Source organism: uncultured Sphingomonas sp. (genome assembly GCF_934560975.1).
In the GTDB taxonomy this organism is placed as follows: domain Bacteria; phylum Pseudomonadota; class Alphaproteobacteria; order Sphingomonadales; family Sphingomonadaceae; genus Sphingomonas_I.
In genome coordinates this window covers 1-15,290 of record NZ_CAKTFO010000008.1, presented here as the reverse complement: position 1 = coordinate 15,290, position 15,290 = coordinate 1, and the positions used below count along the sequence as shown (strand labels likewise).

Genomic DNA, 15,290 nt, shown 5'->3' with positions numbered 1-15,290 from the left:
GCGCCTAGTGGAAGCGTTCGCCGCGCATGAGCTGGTCCAGGATCTGCTTCATCCTGCGTGCCCGCGTCTCGGGCCGCTTGGCGGTCTGCAGGCGGTAGTAGATCGGGTACAGGTTCCTGCGATCCAGCGTGCGGAAGAATGCTTCGGCTGCGGGCACGGCCGCTAGCGCGTCGAGCAGGTCCTGCGGAATGACCATGGCGGCCGATCCTTCATAGGCGGCTTCCCAGCGTCCGTCGGCGCGGGCGGCCTCCACATGTGCAAGTCCAGCCGGGGTCATGCGCCCTTCGGCAATCAGCCGGTCGGCATGGTCGCGGTTCTTGGCGGACCAGTTCGACCCTGCGCGGCGGGGAGTCAGCCGCTGTAGGTAGGAGTTTTCGTCATCCGATTGCTTCCGGCCGTCGATCCAGCCGAAGCGGATCGCTTCCACGACGCAGTCCGCCCATGTCACCGACACCCGGCCCGAATTCACCTTGAAGATACGCACCCACAATTCGCCGCTGCTCTGGTGGTTCGCCGCAAGCCAGTCGGCGAGGTCGGCCGGCCGCTCGAATGCGAGCGCGGGGTGCGGCGACAGGGTCATCCATCGGGCCTACCATCGGCTACGCTGAACAGCGAGATGCCTCGCTAAGCCTTGCAGACCAGGGTATCGTGATAGGCCGGCACGCGCCTTGTCGTCTATCCGCGCGCGGCTAGCTTCCGGACTTCTGCCCGGTGTCGCTCGCAAGGTCCGGAACATCGCGCAGTTCGTCGTCAATCTGCCGGCTGACGATCCGTCCCTCGGCAATGACGATCAGCGCCGAGACGATCACCAGGGCAAAGCCGCTCAGGGCTGCCACCACCCCGGATACCGCGATCGCCGGCACATTCGGAACGATCACCTCCAGGGCGCCCAGCATGAGCGAGGCGATCAGCAGAATGGCCGCGACGAGGCCGATCAGGGTGGACCAGGCCATCAACCTGCATCGGTGCCGATAGGTCAGGATCTGCTTCTTGAGATTGCTTGCGCGATCGGGCTCATGCTGGCTCGAGCGATAGTCGCCGACCACCTCCCGATAGCGATCGACGGCAGCGTCGTAGCGCTGCTGCAGGAAGCCCATGAAGATCCACGCGGCGAAGATAATGGCCGCGTTTGGCCCGATGAGCTTGAGGACGTCGCCGAGTTGAACCATGCACGCACCCGCGGGATCTGAACGCGACCCGGATGGCGCAGTCCTGCTCGCTCCGCTCTATCCTAGAGCAGCTTGCGGTCGCCGATCCTGTACGAGCGGCGGCTGAAGGCGGCATGCATTGCCCGGCGGCGCCACGTGCCTTGTGGCGCGTGGGGGGGGAGGGCCTTCCATCATCCCGTGTCATGCAACTGAACGCTCGGCCGCTCCTTGATCGGCATGCCGCCGAACAGGGGAGGGCGTCCGATGGTGCCGGGAGCACATGAGGCGGGCGCCGCGGTTTCTGCGCGACGTCCGTTCTTCCATCCCGACCTGTTCAGCCGAAGGCGACGGCGGTCTTGTGGCGGCGCCGCATCATGCCGCCGATCAGGCCGAGGCCGCCGACCATCATCGCCCAGCTCGCCGGCTCGGGCACGGCGCCGGTGAGCCCCAGCTTCACGAGATAGGACTGGTTGCTGCCGTCGCCATCGTCGCTGACGAGGTAGATGTTGCCGTCATCGTCCAGCGTCAGGCCCTCGAACTTGCCGCCCTCGCTCTCGGGATCGACCAGCGACCGGAAGCCGGAGAGGTCATAGGCGCTGACCACCGTGCCCGTCTGCGTCACCTCTAGCAGCTTGAACGAGCGGCCGCTGAGGATCAGCAGATTGTCGCCGAACGGGGTCGACGCGAACGCGCCGTTGGAGAGCACCGCAATGTCGGACAGCCGGTCGAGGCCGAGCATGGCGGGATCGAACAGCGTGCTGACGGTGGCGGTTTGGTTGGCGAAATCGACGTCGGCGATCTTGTAGATCGTCTGCGCGGAGGTTTCCTTCACGCCGTAATAGTCCCCGGTGACCCGGTTGTAGGCCACGCCCTCCAGGCCGCTATTGCCCGCATTGGGCCCGACGCTGACGGTCGGGGCATTCGGATAGGCGGTATAGGTGCGCGTGCCGCCGCTGCCGCCGATCTCACTGATCAGGGCGATATCCTGGTAACGCTCCTCGGCCACGGCATATCGGCCGTTGCCGACATAGGTCAGGCCCTCGGGATCGCATTGGGCTTTTCCGAGCGACAAACAGCCGGCCAGAACAACGTTGGCGGTCTTGCTGCCGTTCAGATCATATTCGCCCCAGATGTTGGTGCCGTCGGCTTCTTCCTCGTCATTGGTCACCAACAGCCTGCGCGTGTCCCAATTATAGGCGACGGCGCTTGCCTCCTTGGTGTCGATCGCCCTGGCGAAGCTGACCGCATATCTGTCGAGCAGGCCGGCTGCGTCGGCTGAACCGGAAACGGCGAACATGGCAATGCCCGCACACAGCAACATTGTCTTCATCAGACACCCCCGAATGAGTCGCAACCACCAGACATATTCCTCCCTTGGGCGAGAGGAGACGGTGCGACCTTCGTCGGGTGAGGTGACAGGGTGATTACAACGTGGTTAAAAACCGGTGGAAAAGTCGGACGACCGCGCGCGTCGTCAGCCTGATCGGACCCTCGGCCAGCGCGCACATCACATCATGATCCGAAACCGGCTCGGCAATTGTCGCCTGCCGAAGCAAGCGGCAGATCCGCGGGGGCGATTGTCGGGGCAGTTCGGGAACCAAGGCGCCGCCTTCTCCACCTTTTCCAAGGTAAGGGCGGAGACCGCGGCCTCCGCCCCAGTTCGTCACTTCGTCTTGCGGGCGCGCTTGGGTGCTGCGGCGGCCTCGGCGTCTTCCTCCTCGTCCGGCTGGTCCTCGCCGGCTTCGATCAGGGCCTCGCCCAGCGCCTTCAGCTTGTCCTGCGACTTGTCGGCTTTGTCGGCGATCTTGGTGGTTGCCGTGCCCAGGCGATGCAGCAGGGCATGCACCCGATCGGCGTCGGGCTCGTCCTTTTCCAGCTGCTTGCGCAGGGACACGAGGTCACGGAGGATGCCCTTCGCGCCAGGAACATCGACTTCGGCAAGTGCCGCTTCCCAATCCTCGATCATGTCGGCGCCCTTGGCGGGCTTGGTCTCATCGAGCCCGCGATTGATCGCGTTCATCGTACCGGCAAACTTTACAGCCATCGACGTCATCCTCCTGGTGGGATCGATCCCCCGGCGCAAACGAGGGAGCGTGGCTATGTGTCCGCCGCGCCTTTGTAAAAGTCGTCCGCTCCACGGCGAGCGGATCGCGCTGCCCCGCGCCGGAAGGCTGGCATCGGTCACAAAGGTGACGGGGTCGGCGGGACGGGGCATCAATGGAGCAACGACGTCACCAACAAACAGCGCTCCGACGAACGACATTCTCGATCGCCGCGGTGCTGAGTTGGGCCGTGTCAACGGTCTGCCGGATGCTCGACGCCGATCAGGCCGTGACGGCAACGCTGAGCGATCCTGCCGTCACGAAGTTGTAGGCGAAGGCCGAATGATTGCGGAACGTAGTACGGAATGGCCTGGAGGCAGCACCCGGGCGTGACCGCACGAACGGCGGAAAACATTGGCTGGGGCGGCAGGATGCTCACACCCGTGCGTAAACCATCTAAGCTCTTGCTTTAACAAGCAGTCGACCTGGGCTCGCTCAGGAGTCTAGCCAATCACCTGTCACATGGAAAGGCACCTCATCCGGAAATATCACCTCCGTCGTTTTCCACAATCTAGTATCCTCCCCCAGCAAATACGTCTTCACGCGGGCGCCATTGGTAAGCGGCCCGCAGCCTCGCCATCTATGGGGGCTTGATCGCCGCGCTACGCTCCGTGATAGTCCTGCAGCGCGAACGGATTGAGAAATTGTCGCCCGCGCATCAGGCCGCGGTCGACGGTCGTCATGCCGGCCTGGTTACAGATCGCATCATAGCGGTCGATAATAATGCCGATCTGTCGGTCGATGAGTGCATCGGCAGCCTCTCGGGTGAGCAGGAAAGCTCCTGCTGCATCGAGACACAGCGAAAGTCGGCTATCGCGGTGACTCCCCCGGATCAGCATCGCCTGACCGGCCTCACCGCCCGCACGCGCCTGCGGGCAGATGTCGTAGGCAGGCGTCAGCGCCAGCGCCTGTCCGTCCCAGAATGCGGCATGGTTGCGCGCATGGTCGTCGGTGTTCCCGCACAGGATGTTGAAGACCAGCCTGCCGAACAGCTCGCGCAGCGTCTCCCTCGGCGCGCCGAAGCGGTGGCGGATGATCTCTGCCAGCACCTCGTAGCTGGCATATCGCGCCATCATCTCGTCGAGTTCCAGCAGGGTCAGCGCCGATACCATGGCACGGCGTGACCAATCCTCTGCCACCGCCACGCGATCGAAGCGCTCGACGAGCAGCACGTCCTTGCCCTGTGTCCGAGCCAGGCGTACCGGCGCAACGTCCAGTCCGACCTCGGCTGCGAGCCGCATCGCAACATATTCCGCCTTCACGACATCCTGCACATCACCGGCAGCCGGGAATTTCGCGACATATTTCGTCGTGCCGTCGGTCAGGAGAGCCTTGGGCCTGGCCCCGCCAAGCGAACTGCCGTGATGCAACGCCCGATCCAATTCGGGCGTCAGAGGTATGCCAGCCTCAACCCGCTCCGCCGAACAGACCAGTTCCTCCAGCGTGGCACCGACCGACGCGCGCGGCACATAGTCCGTTGGCGATTCCTGGAAATCCAGTGCGCCGACGCGATCGGAGCCTGATTCGAGCAGATAGCCCAGCTCATCGATCCGATCGACGTCGCCGTCCCGCGCCTGACGGCCAAGAAGCCGGTTGAGAATGACGCGTCGACCCCATGCATCGGGCGCAGCGTCCCGTAGGCTGCTCGGCATCGACAAACCAGGCAAGGGCGTTAGCGCACCGGCGACGAGCGGCAGTTCGGGCAGGTAGAGGGCTACCGCGTCGTTCCGCGCCAGATAACTGCGCCCGTAGTTGAACGACAGCCGCTGACCATCGCGGAAGATGCGCCCGGCAATGACCGGCTCAGTTCGCCCCGGCAGCCAGACCCAGACAAACGCCTGCTCTGCCATCAGAAACTATCGTCCACCGCAACGCGACGGCTATGGATGGCGGAGGGAAGCAAGGCGAGCCGATCGGCAACCCGGTTCGCTTCGATGGTCAGTTCTCTCTCGTCTAGACCGAACAGGGGCACCTTCAAGATCGCCGCCAGCTCGAACACAGTCCCGATGGCGCACCCCGGTTCTCCCCGCTCGACACGGACAAGCAGCGAACGCGAGATCCCGGCGCGAACCGCGAGATCGGCTTGCGAGATCCGCTGCTCCATCCGGGCTGTTCGGATCGTATCCGCCATCAGCTTCAAGGCGTGTTCAGCATAGCGTGATTGTGGGGCCATAAGGCAACCTATATGACCTAAATATAAATCATACAACTTGATATGACCGATAATTGGAACATTCACGTTGGCAGAGGCGAAATGGAGCTTGGGGGAAAACGACAGGTTCGACACCCATGCGCTGTTCCTCGCCAACTTTTTGTGGTCGTCTACCGGTCATCCTGCCGGTCATCCCCAGCATCCGCGCGTGTCCCTCCTTCCACTATCCGCTGGGGTGGACACGCGCGTATGAAGTTTGCCAGGTCAGCCTTCACAATACTGGCCGTCCCAGGCTGGCCGTCGGCCATTGCCGTCGCCTCAACCGTGCACCCGGTCGGTGCTGCCTACCTGACAGCGCGGCTGTTGCGACCCTCGACTTTTCAGCGCAGGGGCAATGGAACAAGGCGGCTGAGATATTCAGCCGCCTATGTCCATAGGTATATATAAAGACTTTAGCGCTGAATGCTGAATCCGACCCAAGCCGTGCTCATCACGAGCGCGGCTGACACAGGATCTGATCAGCATGAGCGGTCATTTCGTTACAACCAGCGATCCGGATGCGCCGGATCGCCAAGGCCGGTCGGCGCAGGCAGCGCCGACGAAACCCGATCCGGCACATCCGGATCGCCGAAACCAGCCGACGCGAGAAGCGCCGGCCAAGCGCTGGGACGCACGTCCCGAAACAGACACGTGGCTCGCAAGCCATCACACAGAGGGCGCAACGCCTCGTGTGTCTTTCAGGGTCGAAGGCTGGCTTGCCGAGCGCGGCACCTCCGTTTGGTTCGGCGCAGGTTCGACTGGCAAGACGCAACTGCTCCTCTGGATGGCCGCCATGATCGCGAGCCGGCCGCAGCACCGGTCACCGACTTGGCTCGGCGGCACGATCAACGGGACCGGCCATGTCCTCATCCTGACCGCCGAGGACACGCGTCCGCAGATCCTCGGCCGTCTGCGCGACATCGTCGAGAACACGATGCAGCAGAGCTCCGCGATTGGGCACGAGACCTGCTCGCGCCTTCACGTCATGCCGTTCCTCAGCATGACCGAGGACGAGTTCAAACACCCTAATGCCAGCCTGTTCCGGTTGGGTATAGACCGGGTTTGGGGTGCTTCCGAGGTCATGCAGGAGGTGCGCGACTACATCGCCAAGTGGAATGCGCGCCACGACGATCCGGAGGACCGGATCGTGGGCGTGGTCCTTGACTCCGCCACCAGCATGGCGGGCTTCGACAGCATGGAAGGCGAGGCCACCACCAGCTTCTTCTTCTATCTGGGGCGCCTGTGCGAGGCGCTCGGGATCTTCTTCACGATCATCGGCCACGTTCCCAAGGCGGCGTTCGTGCCCCGCAAGGATCCATGGGCCACGGCGGCCGCGCGCCTGCGCGGTGTCGCCATGTGGACCACGGCGCCGCGCATGGCGGTCGAGGTGCGGCATCTCCAGGAGTGGGGCGGCAAGGGACACCGCGAGCAACCGAAGCTGCGCGACATGTTCCCCGGCCTTCCGCATACGGACTTCCTCGTTGTCTACACCGCCAAGGCTAATCTTCTCGGTGTCTGTCGCGAGCCGCGCTACCTTGTTCGCGATTCAAGGGGGGCGTTTCAGGAGGTCGAGCGTCCCCAGGCTGCGGTTGCGGATCCGGAAGAAGGCAGCGGATCACAGCTGCGTAAAGCCCGCACAAAGTCCTCGAAGGCGCGTAACGCTGTACCAGCTTCGGACCAAGCCGACGGCCGCCCGAAGGACTATGCGCCGGGCACCGAACTCGTGCTCCGTATGATCCGCATCACCTATCCCAACCTTGTCGGGGGTAAGCGGGTCGCCGCAGATCGCGTCATGACGACGCTGAAGGATCTCCATGAAAGGGAGCCGCAGTTCGGCCGTGAGCTTGTCAGCGGTGCCTCAGGCGGCGGCGCGACCCCGGCACGAGATGGGAGTATTACGTGGCATTTTGCCAGGCTCTGCGATTCAGGGGTCCTTATAAAACGAGGCTGTACGCACACCTTCGTCCGCTGGCCGCCAATATCTACGGACAATGCCATGACCGACATTGCCGGTGAAGAGGCGGTTGTGCCGCCGGCATCGTGAACAAGACCTCACGCCGCGAATGACACCTTCGTCCTCATTTCCTTTACCCTCTCGAGGTTGAACTCCGTTCGATCAATTTTCGAAGATTGGCAGATGCCAAGGACGGAAAATGAAGGAGTTTAAGAAGATGATGGTTGTTGATGACCTGCTTGAAGTCTTGCTGCTAGACAAGTTCAACGCTGCCTTGAACGCGTTGGAACTCGCCAATGGCACGTCGTTGGCGGCCGCGCTTGCCTCCGCGATCATGGTCGATCTGCGCCAGAGCCGGAATGAGGATGGCGTCGAGATTATCGACGCATTGGACGATGACGCGATCATAGATCTCGGTGCCGATCTGCTTGCGGCGCTGGAGCACAAGCATCAGCGATTCATGCTGCCTCTAGGTGCCGAGGTCCGGTCGGACCAGCCTGGCTCCGTCCGCATCGGCGCGGAAACCTGGGTGACCAGGGCGGGCCAAGCGGGCCTGTTTCCGCTGGAGACCATGCGGCGCGATGCACACGGTCCTAATCTGGAGTTGCTGCGCGATACCATCTCGGAAGCCGTTCGGAACAAGCCCTGGCGACAGATCGGCCTGCCTTCGCCCGTGCTTATCGTCGACTCCGATGCCCGGCATCTGCTCAAATTCCCGCCGTTCGGGGAAGCGGGGGGCGTCGTGCTACAGCGCTGGGCAAGTGAAACGGGTGCTTCCCGCTTCAGCGCGGCTACCCCGGCGCAGATCGAGGCTCTCGCGGCATCGATCGTCGCCGACATGGAGGTCCTGTGGAGGCGCCGCAGTGCGGTCGCTATCCAGGTCGAGGCGGTGCGAGCCATCGCCGAAGCCAAAATCCCGCGCGATGCGGTCGGCGTCGCCATCCACGCGATCGCCATCGACTTCGAGTGTCAGCGGGACGACGAGCGCTTCTGCTTCTACCTCGAATATGACGCAATCGACGAGGCAATGCGACCCGGGGTCGTGCTTGATTACATCCCGGCCATTATCGATGGGCAGTTCAGGCGTGATCCGGTTCCCCACGGCATCGACGGCCGTCGCGCGGAGCGCGACGAACTGCGCGCGCTGGGTGCGGATGGCGAGATCGACCCGCTCGCGGCCGCCGTCGTGCGGTTCGCCCCGGAAGGTCAGGCGGAGGTCCTGTCTCGCCTCGCTGCCAGCTACGAAACAAGCGTGACCTTCATGGCCGAGGCAGGACCCGTCTACGCGACGTTGTTCTGGCGCGATGGCTGCATCAAAACCGAGATTGTCGCACCTGGCATATTCGAGCAGTCCGGCAACATACTTCGCTGGTATGATCAGGAGTTCTCGCAAGACGATGTCGACGCGCTGGTCGGCGGCTCGCTGTCTTCAAGATTTACGTTGCCCTTCGATGATGACTGCAAGATTATAAGCGCCACCACGCTCATGAGCAGGGGAGTGGAGCTGCGCTTCGATCGCAAACGTTCGCTCGTCAATTGCGGTACCGGATCCATCTGGGAACGATGATAGGAAAGCGGGGCCGACAAGTGCGTCGGCTCCGCCGGCCAGCAGATAGCATGTGCTGGCTGGCGCTGCCTCTATGTTGTTAAGATCGCCCGTTACCAGCATCAGCACGTGGCAAGAGTCGATGTCCTAAGTAAATGCGTGGACCTTGATCCTCCAGCCGCCGCGCGGGGGGGAAGGCGATCGCCTCGATCCAGTGCCCCTTGTACGCAACGCTGCTCGCTGAGGCTTTCGCATAGGTACTACTGGTGCGCTGCTCCTCGTCACCGCACCTGCATCCGCAGGGGCCCAGCGCAACCAGTTTAATAATTGCGCCGGCGCTGCCTACTTTCGGCAGCCATTATCCACCTCCCAAGTGAGCGCGACGTCAATCGAGCGGCGAATGCGACGGGTACAGGCGCACGGTACCCCAAGAGGGACGCTGGGTAGGCTGGTCTGACTCCATAGTCGGGCAGTGGCAATACATCCCCTGTGTGAAGCTAAGTGATGATAGCGGCACCGGGTTTGCCTTGCTCTTCGTCGGACGGCGTGTCGTCCCACGTGAGTAGTCCTTCCGGAAGCGCACGCGCGAATGCAGCATGGAAAAGCTCGCCGGCGCCATAAAGACGCATGATCGTCCAGGATCAGCAGTCCCGTCAGCCGTCGTCAACGCGCCTGCGGCGGCTCTCACCCCCGGACAAGGGTGATGAAGCATTCCTTGCCCAAGTAGATCCAGGCCTCCCCAGAAAGGGGGTTAGATATCGAGCATCATCTCTTCAACGCACGTTAAGGACCATGCCCCAAGCTCGCCAACGGCTCGTTCAAGCTTCCCAGAAAATGGGGTTTTAAATGTACCGATGGCCGATACCAGAGCAATACAGAGCCACCGTTTAGGAGTTGCGCAATACCTTTATCGGGTATGCGAGTCGCTCCGATAAAGTGAAAGCCCTGGCGGGCGGTCGCTTCGCGATAGTCACCGTCGCCCACGACGATGGCATCTATACGCCGTGCTATTTTCCAGACAATCCTATAAGCTAGAGTCATTGTGCAAACGCGCAATTGTTATTGCGCATCGATGCTGTCTGATGGATAATGTCGATTATGGCTTCTCAGCTCGCTTTTGCCTTTGCGCCTCCTGGCGCGCTCCCTGCAGAAAAGGCCGTGCATGCTCGTGCGGCCATCGCCAAGTATGCGGCGCTCCCGTCCGACGAGGACATCACAGGTCGCGAAACAGACGTTCTGAAGATCCTGCACCGATCAGTAGCCAATGAGCCCCAGCGTCATACCGCACCCGAGAGAGCGCGCCGCCCTTCGTCCAGCCTTCCGCCCGCACGTTTTCATCAGCCGCGGCCGCCGCGTGGTCGCCCCTGCACCGCGGACGGTCGCGTATCCTTCCATCTCGAATTCACCACGGTCACCAAGGGGGTGGGTGGCGTCTGCCGCACGAATGATGGCCGTGCGGCTGACCCGGCTGGGCACGTCGAATATGTCGGGCGTGAGGACGCGGTGGCAACCAACGCTCCGGAGGAAACCTTTGACCCACTCGTTCATGAGGCCGTCGCCCATGTCGGTTATGTCTCCCGTGACACGGCGGTCGCAACCGATGGTGACGGCACTGCGATCGTCCTGACCAACATCGACGGGGAGGCCTCCGCCTTCTTCGCGACCGTGGTCCAACATGAGGACATTGGTCATCCCGACGGTATCTGCGTGGCCGAACCACTCGACATCGCCAAGTTACGGGCTTTGACCCAGGACAGTACCATTCCGTCACAACTCAAGAGTGGGATCGAGCGGATCATGGCGGATCCGAATGCCTATCGGGTCGAGCGATCGGGCAGTCCCAAGAGCAAGACGCATCCTCTTCAGACTGACGCAGATATCGCCGGCTGCGCTGCCTGGCTGAGCAGGCACAATGCGACGGATCTGGTCCATCTGCGCAAAGGGAGAGGTGGTATCGTCCAGCGACGGGTTACCGGCGAACTTCCCGCTGAACTCGGCGCTGGCGGTTGCCGGAAGGTGCTCAAGAAACTGGCGAAGGAGTTCGATCGGCGTGGTCTCCGCTACTATGTCGCCCTGCACGCGCCAACCGCCGCCAATCACGACCGCAACTGGCATTTTCACCTATTGTATTACGACCGTCCTTGTGAACGGATTGGTGATGCAGGCCATTGGGATTTCACCATTGCGCAGGAGCGCAGGACCTCGTCCCGTAATCGCACACGAAGCTACCCGCATCGTCAGCTCAAGCACAAAGATGTGCGTGCACAGAACTGGCCGATGTACCTGCGAACCAGCTTCGCCGAGGCGGTCAATGTCGAACTCGCCCGCACATCTTCGCGGCGACGCTACGATCCGCGGCGCTACGAAGATATGAATATCAATGCTGAACCGCAGAAACACCTCGCTAGGGGCGTGGCCTTTCACGCCGCCTGTGGCGCCGCCCCCACCAAGGAGCGGGAGAACGCTCGCAAGGGTTGGTCATGGCGCGTGCGTCAGCTGCTCTTGCAACACGATCAGATCGACAAAGATGATGAATACCGCATCAAAGTTCTTCGCGCCGTGATCGGCCAGGACGCGAAGCACCGCAACACTCTTGCGCTGCTCGAGCGGCGCATGGCGGAGCAGCGCGCCGAAGCCCGAACGGGTGACGTTATTCTCAAGATCCTCCATCCAATGGCGCGAAGCAACGCGGAGCAGACGGCCGAGAAGATGAACGGCTATGCCACCGAACTCGCCGATAAGCTGGTGGCCAGGGGGCAGCGCACCGAGCATCATCCGCGCCACGCGGCTTTCAAGCAGCGTGAAAGGGACGCTCAAGCCTACATAGCCGAGCTTGAGCGGACGTTCGCGCCCGAGACCCGGCTCGCTACATCGCTAGTCTCGGACGCGCAGCAGGCACGGGAGCAGATCGACGTCGAGCTTGACGTCCTGTACGCTGCTGCGAGATTTACCCGTTCGATCCTTGGCGAGAGTCCCCCGGCCGTCACCACGGCGCTCCGTGATGAGGCCGCCGCCGCAGGGACGAAAGGGCAATCTCCATCAACCACGCCCGTCGCGTCCTCACGGCCACCTGCGCCATCGCCAACGGTGCAACCTCCGATGTTCGGGTCAGTCAGCGCCGAGGTTGACGACTGGATCGGACGCATCAATCGGCACCGACGCCTGACGCGACGCGATGGGCGGGTCGAACCGTTTAGGTTGACCGATCGCGATCGGCACATGCTGGGTGTCGCTTCGCCCGCGCAATTGAAGGAACTGGACCGCATTCGCGATCAACAGAACCGATTGATCGCGCGGATCTCAGCGGCCGTGGAAGCGGCTCCCGCTATTTTGACGATCCCGGTGGAAAGCTATGGCAAATGGACAATCGCCCATGCCGACCGCGCCATCCAGGATGGGCTGCGCCGCTACATTGTCGACCCGAGCGTCCAAGATCGCCTCAGGACCGCGCAGCAAACAGGAATGGCGCATCGATCTGCCATGCACCAGGCATCGACATCCGCGGCCCATCGGGCGGTCGACGGGATTCCCAAGGCGGGGGTGGCGGTCCACCGCATTGGAGATGCCGTTGCCATCCGGGATGCCGACGCTGTGCGCCTGGGGGTCACGCACGAAGAGCTTCGGGCGCAATCCGTTCAGCGCCGCCTGGCAGGTATCCTGCGCACGCAGGAGAATGCGGGCCGGCCAGTCGCTCCACAAGTCAACGTTGCTCCACCTCCATCGGACTATAGGCCGATCGGCCAGGACGCCGCTCCGCGACCTGCTGCTTCCACTGCGCCGGAGGCCGTGATGAACTCGCGCGTCCCCACACCAACGACAACCAAGTCTGACCCGCCGCGACCTGTGGCTCCTTCTCACCCGCTCGTCATAAGCTGGCAGGAAGCGCATGCGGCCACTATCCGCCCTGGCGGACCGATCACGGTCGCCGAGCGTAACCGACGTGCTGCGGTGGCGCTCAAGGACAAATTGGCGGCAGAAGAATTGCGGCGGCTGGGCCCAGACGTGCTGGCCGCTGCTACTGCTCAAGCGTCGGATAATCATCGATATCTGCAACGTGCTGGGAATCAGTTCGCGAGACTGCCGCGGATAGGTTGAGCTTTTAGGCCTCCACACCAAGGCACATCCCTAGATTGCGATAGGCAGTCGACGAAGCTGCAAAATTGAAGAGCGTGAGGACGGGAAAAACAGGTTGGCGAGAGCCAGCCTCGCTCCTTCCGGCTCTTCGCGCAGCCGCTTCGCACGCCGAAGCATCCACCACCCTTGCACGTCCCCCACCTCGGCCTGACTGCCATCACGGCAGTCGGGTTGGTGGGGCGTGCGGTCTGGAGACATTCATGACCGAAGCAGGGTGGGGCGACGCGGCGTCGCCGGAGATAAACTGGCGCACGAGCGCCGCGTTGAAGAACGTACCGCGCGGCGACAGCGAACTTGCCGAAGTGACCAGCCTTGAGGGCGCGGTGCGCGCGTGGCTGGCGCTGGATCCGGCGCACCGGGATGGTGCGGTCCTCACGCCAGAACATGCTTTGCTGATCGACGGCGTGTTGATGGACGAGGTGCACGGCGCCGGCATCAGCGCACTAGCCGAACGGCTGCCCGGTGCCGCTTTAGCCACGTCAGATGCGTCTCCCGAGCTGGATGACGCTGGTTAGGAGAACCGGGGTTGGAGGTTGCGGCTGACGCTCAAGGAACGCCTGCCGCCAGCTCACTTGCAGCCGACGAGTCGCCGTTCCCGGTCGTACTTCGGCCATCGCGTTGCGATGCCGCGGCGGACGGCCAGGCAGGAGAGGTCCTCGCCGGCCAATGAACATGTCGCCACGGTTCGCTGCCAGCTCTTGCCGGTCGCGTTACAACTGAGCCGCCGCCCCTTGATCAGCGCCGCCATACGATCGCGCGATTGCCGGGCAAGCCTGTCGCTGCACACGTAGCCGTCTTTGCCCTTCTTGCAGGGTTCCGCGCGGGTGAAGTCCGGCGCCTGAATGCCCTGGAGCCGAATTGACACGCCGTTGCGGCAGTGGAAGGGCCCGTCACCGTCGTGGACCTTGACGACATCGCAGATGAAAGGCTGACCAGCGGAGAGCGCAAGCGCGTAGAGGAAGAGCATCGTTCCTCCTATGCTGGATCGGATCTCCAACACAGGGCCATCATGTCCTCGTCTCCCACAAACCCTTCGATCGACTGGAGCATGGAGGTTGAGCTGTTCGAGCCCGACAAGCCGCCATCGCTGCGCATCCTGCGTACCAAGATGACGTTGCGGGACGCGGTTGAGACGATCCTGGCCATGCCGCGAGAGCGGTGGACCCGGTCAGGCATCGGGCTGCATGCACCCATCTACATGGAACTGGAAGGACGACCCGTGTTGCAGGGTTACCTCAGCGGGCACGCCGCGCGGCAGATGGCGGGCGAGTTCGAGTTCCCGTCTGCATAGTCCTCGTCGAGCCTTCCCCAGATCTGGTCGAACGTAGACGTCATGCACAATGCGCTCGGCGCTTGCGGGTGGGTGGCGTTTGCGTGTTTGCTGCGCCCATGTGCAACCGAGCCCGCAACCGGACAGAACCTGAAACCCTGAAGGAGCGCTTCGGTGCCGACTGGGCGGAGCCGCGACCAACCGACAATCGCTTCAACTGGCAAGAGCTTGCGCCGCGGGGCCGGGCCTATGTGCTGCGCCAGAATGATCGTGGACTTGGGCTTGATGTGATGATCTGGGATGTTCTCGACGGGCAGGCGGCCTGGCCAATGACCAACGTGCGCCAACTCGGCCTGGCGCAATGGCGGCGTTTGGCGGAGCGCCCGGAAAACCGCTGTCTGATCCCGCTCACTGAATTTTGCGAGTGGACGCCCAAGGCTGTCGACCTTCGCGACGGCAAGAAGCCGATCAAGGGCGAGATGTGGTTCCAGGTGACGGATCAGGCCATCTTCATGGTCGCGGGCTTCTGGCAGGCGTTCGGCGAGACAAAGGGCTTCACCATGGTGACGTGCGAGCCGAACGAGCTGGTCGCGCCGATCCACCCTAAGGCGATGATCACGATCCTGCGGCCGGAGGACCATCAACGTTGGCTGAGAGGCAGCTTCGACGATGTGGTCGCGCTCCAGCGCCCCTATACGGCCACTCGGATGACGGTGCGCGGGCCAGAGTTCCCGACGCGCCAGCCGGCCGCACCAACGCTGCTATGATCCATTGCGGCGGATCGCTCCGGCGGCAGCGGCTCGTCCCTCGATTACCATCAGCCGCAGGAAGGTGCGCGTCTTCTCCGTTGCCAGGTCAGACGGCGACAAGAGGTGGCTCGGTTTGTCTGCACAGGCTCGCGGGGTCGTTAAGTGGATCGCCGCTGGTTGGTCATGCCGCTGCGAG

General features: G+C 62.9%; 13 protein-coding genes. 6 read left to right on the top strand and 7 right to left on the bottom strand.

Going from position 1 to position 15,290, the window contains the following annotated elements; genetic code table 11:
• Window positions 1-4: 4 nt before the first annotated feature.
• The 6 genes from Q0D93_RS07515 to Q0D93_RS07490 form a co-directional block, all read right to left on the bottom strand.
• Complete coding sequence (locus Q0D93_RS07515) at window positions 5-580, bottom strand: YdeI/OmpD-associated family protein (protein WP_294392548.1); 576 nt, start codon at window positions 578-580, stop codon at window positions 5-7.
• 109 nt (window positions 581-689) lie between these two features.
• Window positions 690-1,169, bottom strand: coding sequence for a DUF2721 domain-containing protein (locus Q0D93_RS07510; RefSeq protein WP_294392547.1), 480 nt, complete (start codon window positions 1,167-1,169; stop codon window positions 690-692).
• A gap of 313 nt (window positions 1,170-1,482) precedes the next feature.
• The gene (locus tag Q0D93_RS07505) at window positions 1,483-2,478 is read right to left on the bottom strand and encodes an SdiA-regulated domain-containing protein (RefSeq protein WP_294392545.1); all 996 of its coding nucleotides are present in this window, start codon (window positions 2,476-2,478) and stop codon (window positions 1,483-1,485) included.
• 333 nt (window positions 2,479-2,811) lie between these two features.
• Window positions 2,812-3,192, bottom strand: a complete 381-nt coding sequence (locus Q0D93_RS07500) for a hypothetical protein (protein WP_294392543.1) — start codon at window positions 3,190-3,192, stop codon at window positions 2,812-2,814.
• A gap of 660 nt (window positions 3,193-3,852) precedes the next feature.
• Window positions 3,853-5,100: a type II toxin-antitoxin system HipA family toxin gene (locus tag Q0D93_RS07495; protein WP_294392541.1), complete on the bottom strand. Its 1,248-nt coding sequence runs from the start codon at window positions 5,098-5,100 to the stop codon at window positions 3,853-3,855.
• Window positions 5,100-5,537 carry a helix-turn-helix transcriptional regulator gene (locus Q0D93_RS07490; protein WP_294392539.1) on the bottom strand — a complete coding sequence of 146 codons (438 nt, stop codon included), beginning with the start codon at window positions 5,535-5,537 and terminating at the stop codon, window positions 5,100-5,102. Before Q0D93_RS07490 ends, Q0D93_RS07495 begins: the two co-directional genes overlap by 1 nt.
• Window positions 5,538-5,925: 388 nt before the next feature.
• Between Q0D93_RS07490 and Q0D93_RS07485 the strand changes: the two genes are divergently transcribed.
• The 4 genes from Q0D93_RS07485 to Q0D93_RS07470 all read left to right on the top strand — a co-directional run bounded on the left by Q0D93_RS07485 (window position 5,926) and on the right by Q0D93_RS07470 (window position 13,590).
• Complete coding sequence (locus Q0D93_RS07485; RefSeq protein WP_294392536.1) at window positions 5,926-7,485, top strand: AAA family ATPase; 1,560 nt, start codon at window positions 5,926-5,928, stop codon at window positions 7,483-7,485.
• 109 nt (window positions 7,486-7,594) lie between these two features.
• Entirely contained in the window at window positions 7,595-8,962 is a 1,368-nt protein-coding gene (locus Q0D93_RS07480) for a hypothetical protein (protein WP_294392534.1), read from the top strand.
• 1,077 nt (window positions 8,963-10,039) lie between these two features.
• The gene (locus tag Q0D93_RS07475) at window positions 10,040-13,036 is read left to right on the top strand and encodes a MobA/MobL family protein (RefSeq protein ID WP_294392532.1); all 2,997 of its coding nucleotides are present in this window, start codon (window positions 10,040-10,042) and stop codon (window positions 13,034-13,036) included.
• 239 nt (window positions 13,037-13,275) lie between these two features.
• Window positions 13,276-13,590: a hypothetical protein gene (locus Q0D93_RS07470; protein WP_294392529.1), complete on the top strand. Its 315-nt coding sequence runs from the start codon at window positions 13,276-13,278 to the stop codon at window positions 13,588-13,590.
• 53 nt (window positions 13,591-13,643) lie between these two features.
• Here the strand turns inward: Q0D93_RS07470 and Q0D93_RS07465 are convergent, their stop codons facing one another.
• The gene (locus tag Q0D93_RS07465) at window positions 13,644-14,042 is read right to left on the bottom strand and encodes a hypothetical protein (RefSeq protein WP_294392528.1); all 399 of its coding nucleotides are present in this window, start codon (window positions 14,040-14,042) and stop codon (window positions 13,644-13,646) included.
• 42 nt (window positions 14,043-14,084) lie between these two features.
• On the opposite strand from Q0D93_RS07465, the gene Q0D93_RS07460 reads away from it, so the two are divergent.
• Both Q0D93_RS07460 and Q0D93_RS07455 read left to right on the top strand, forming a co-directional pair.
• Window positions 14,085-14,366 (top strand): hypothetical protein, encoded by a 282-nt coding sequence (locus tag Q0D93_RS07460; RefSeq protein ID WP_294392526.1) that lies wholly within the window; start codon window positions 14,085-14,087, stop codon window positions 14,364-14,366.
• Between the two features lie 98 nt (window positions 14,367-14,464).
• Window positions 14,465-15,112: an SOS response-associated peptidase family protein gene (locus tag Q0D93_RS07455; protein WP_294392657.1), complete on the top strand. Its 648-nt coding sequence runs from the start codon at window positions 14,465-14,467 to the stop codon at window positions 15,110-15,112.
• Window positions 15,113-15,290 lie beyond the last annotated feature (178 nt).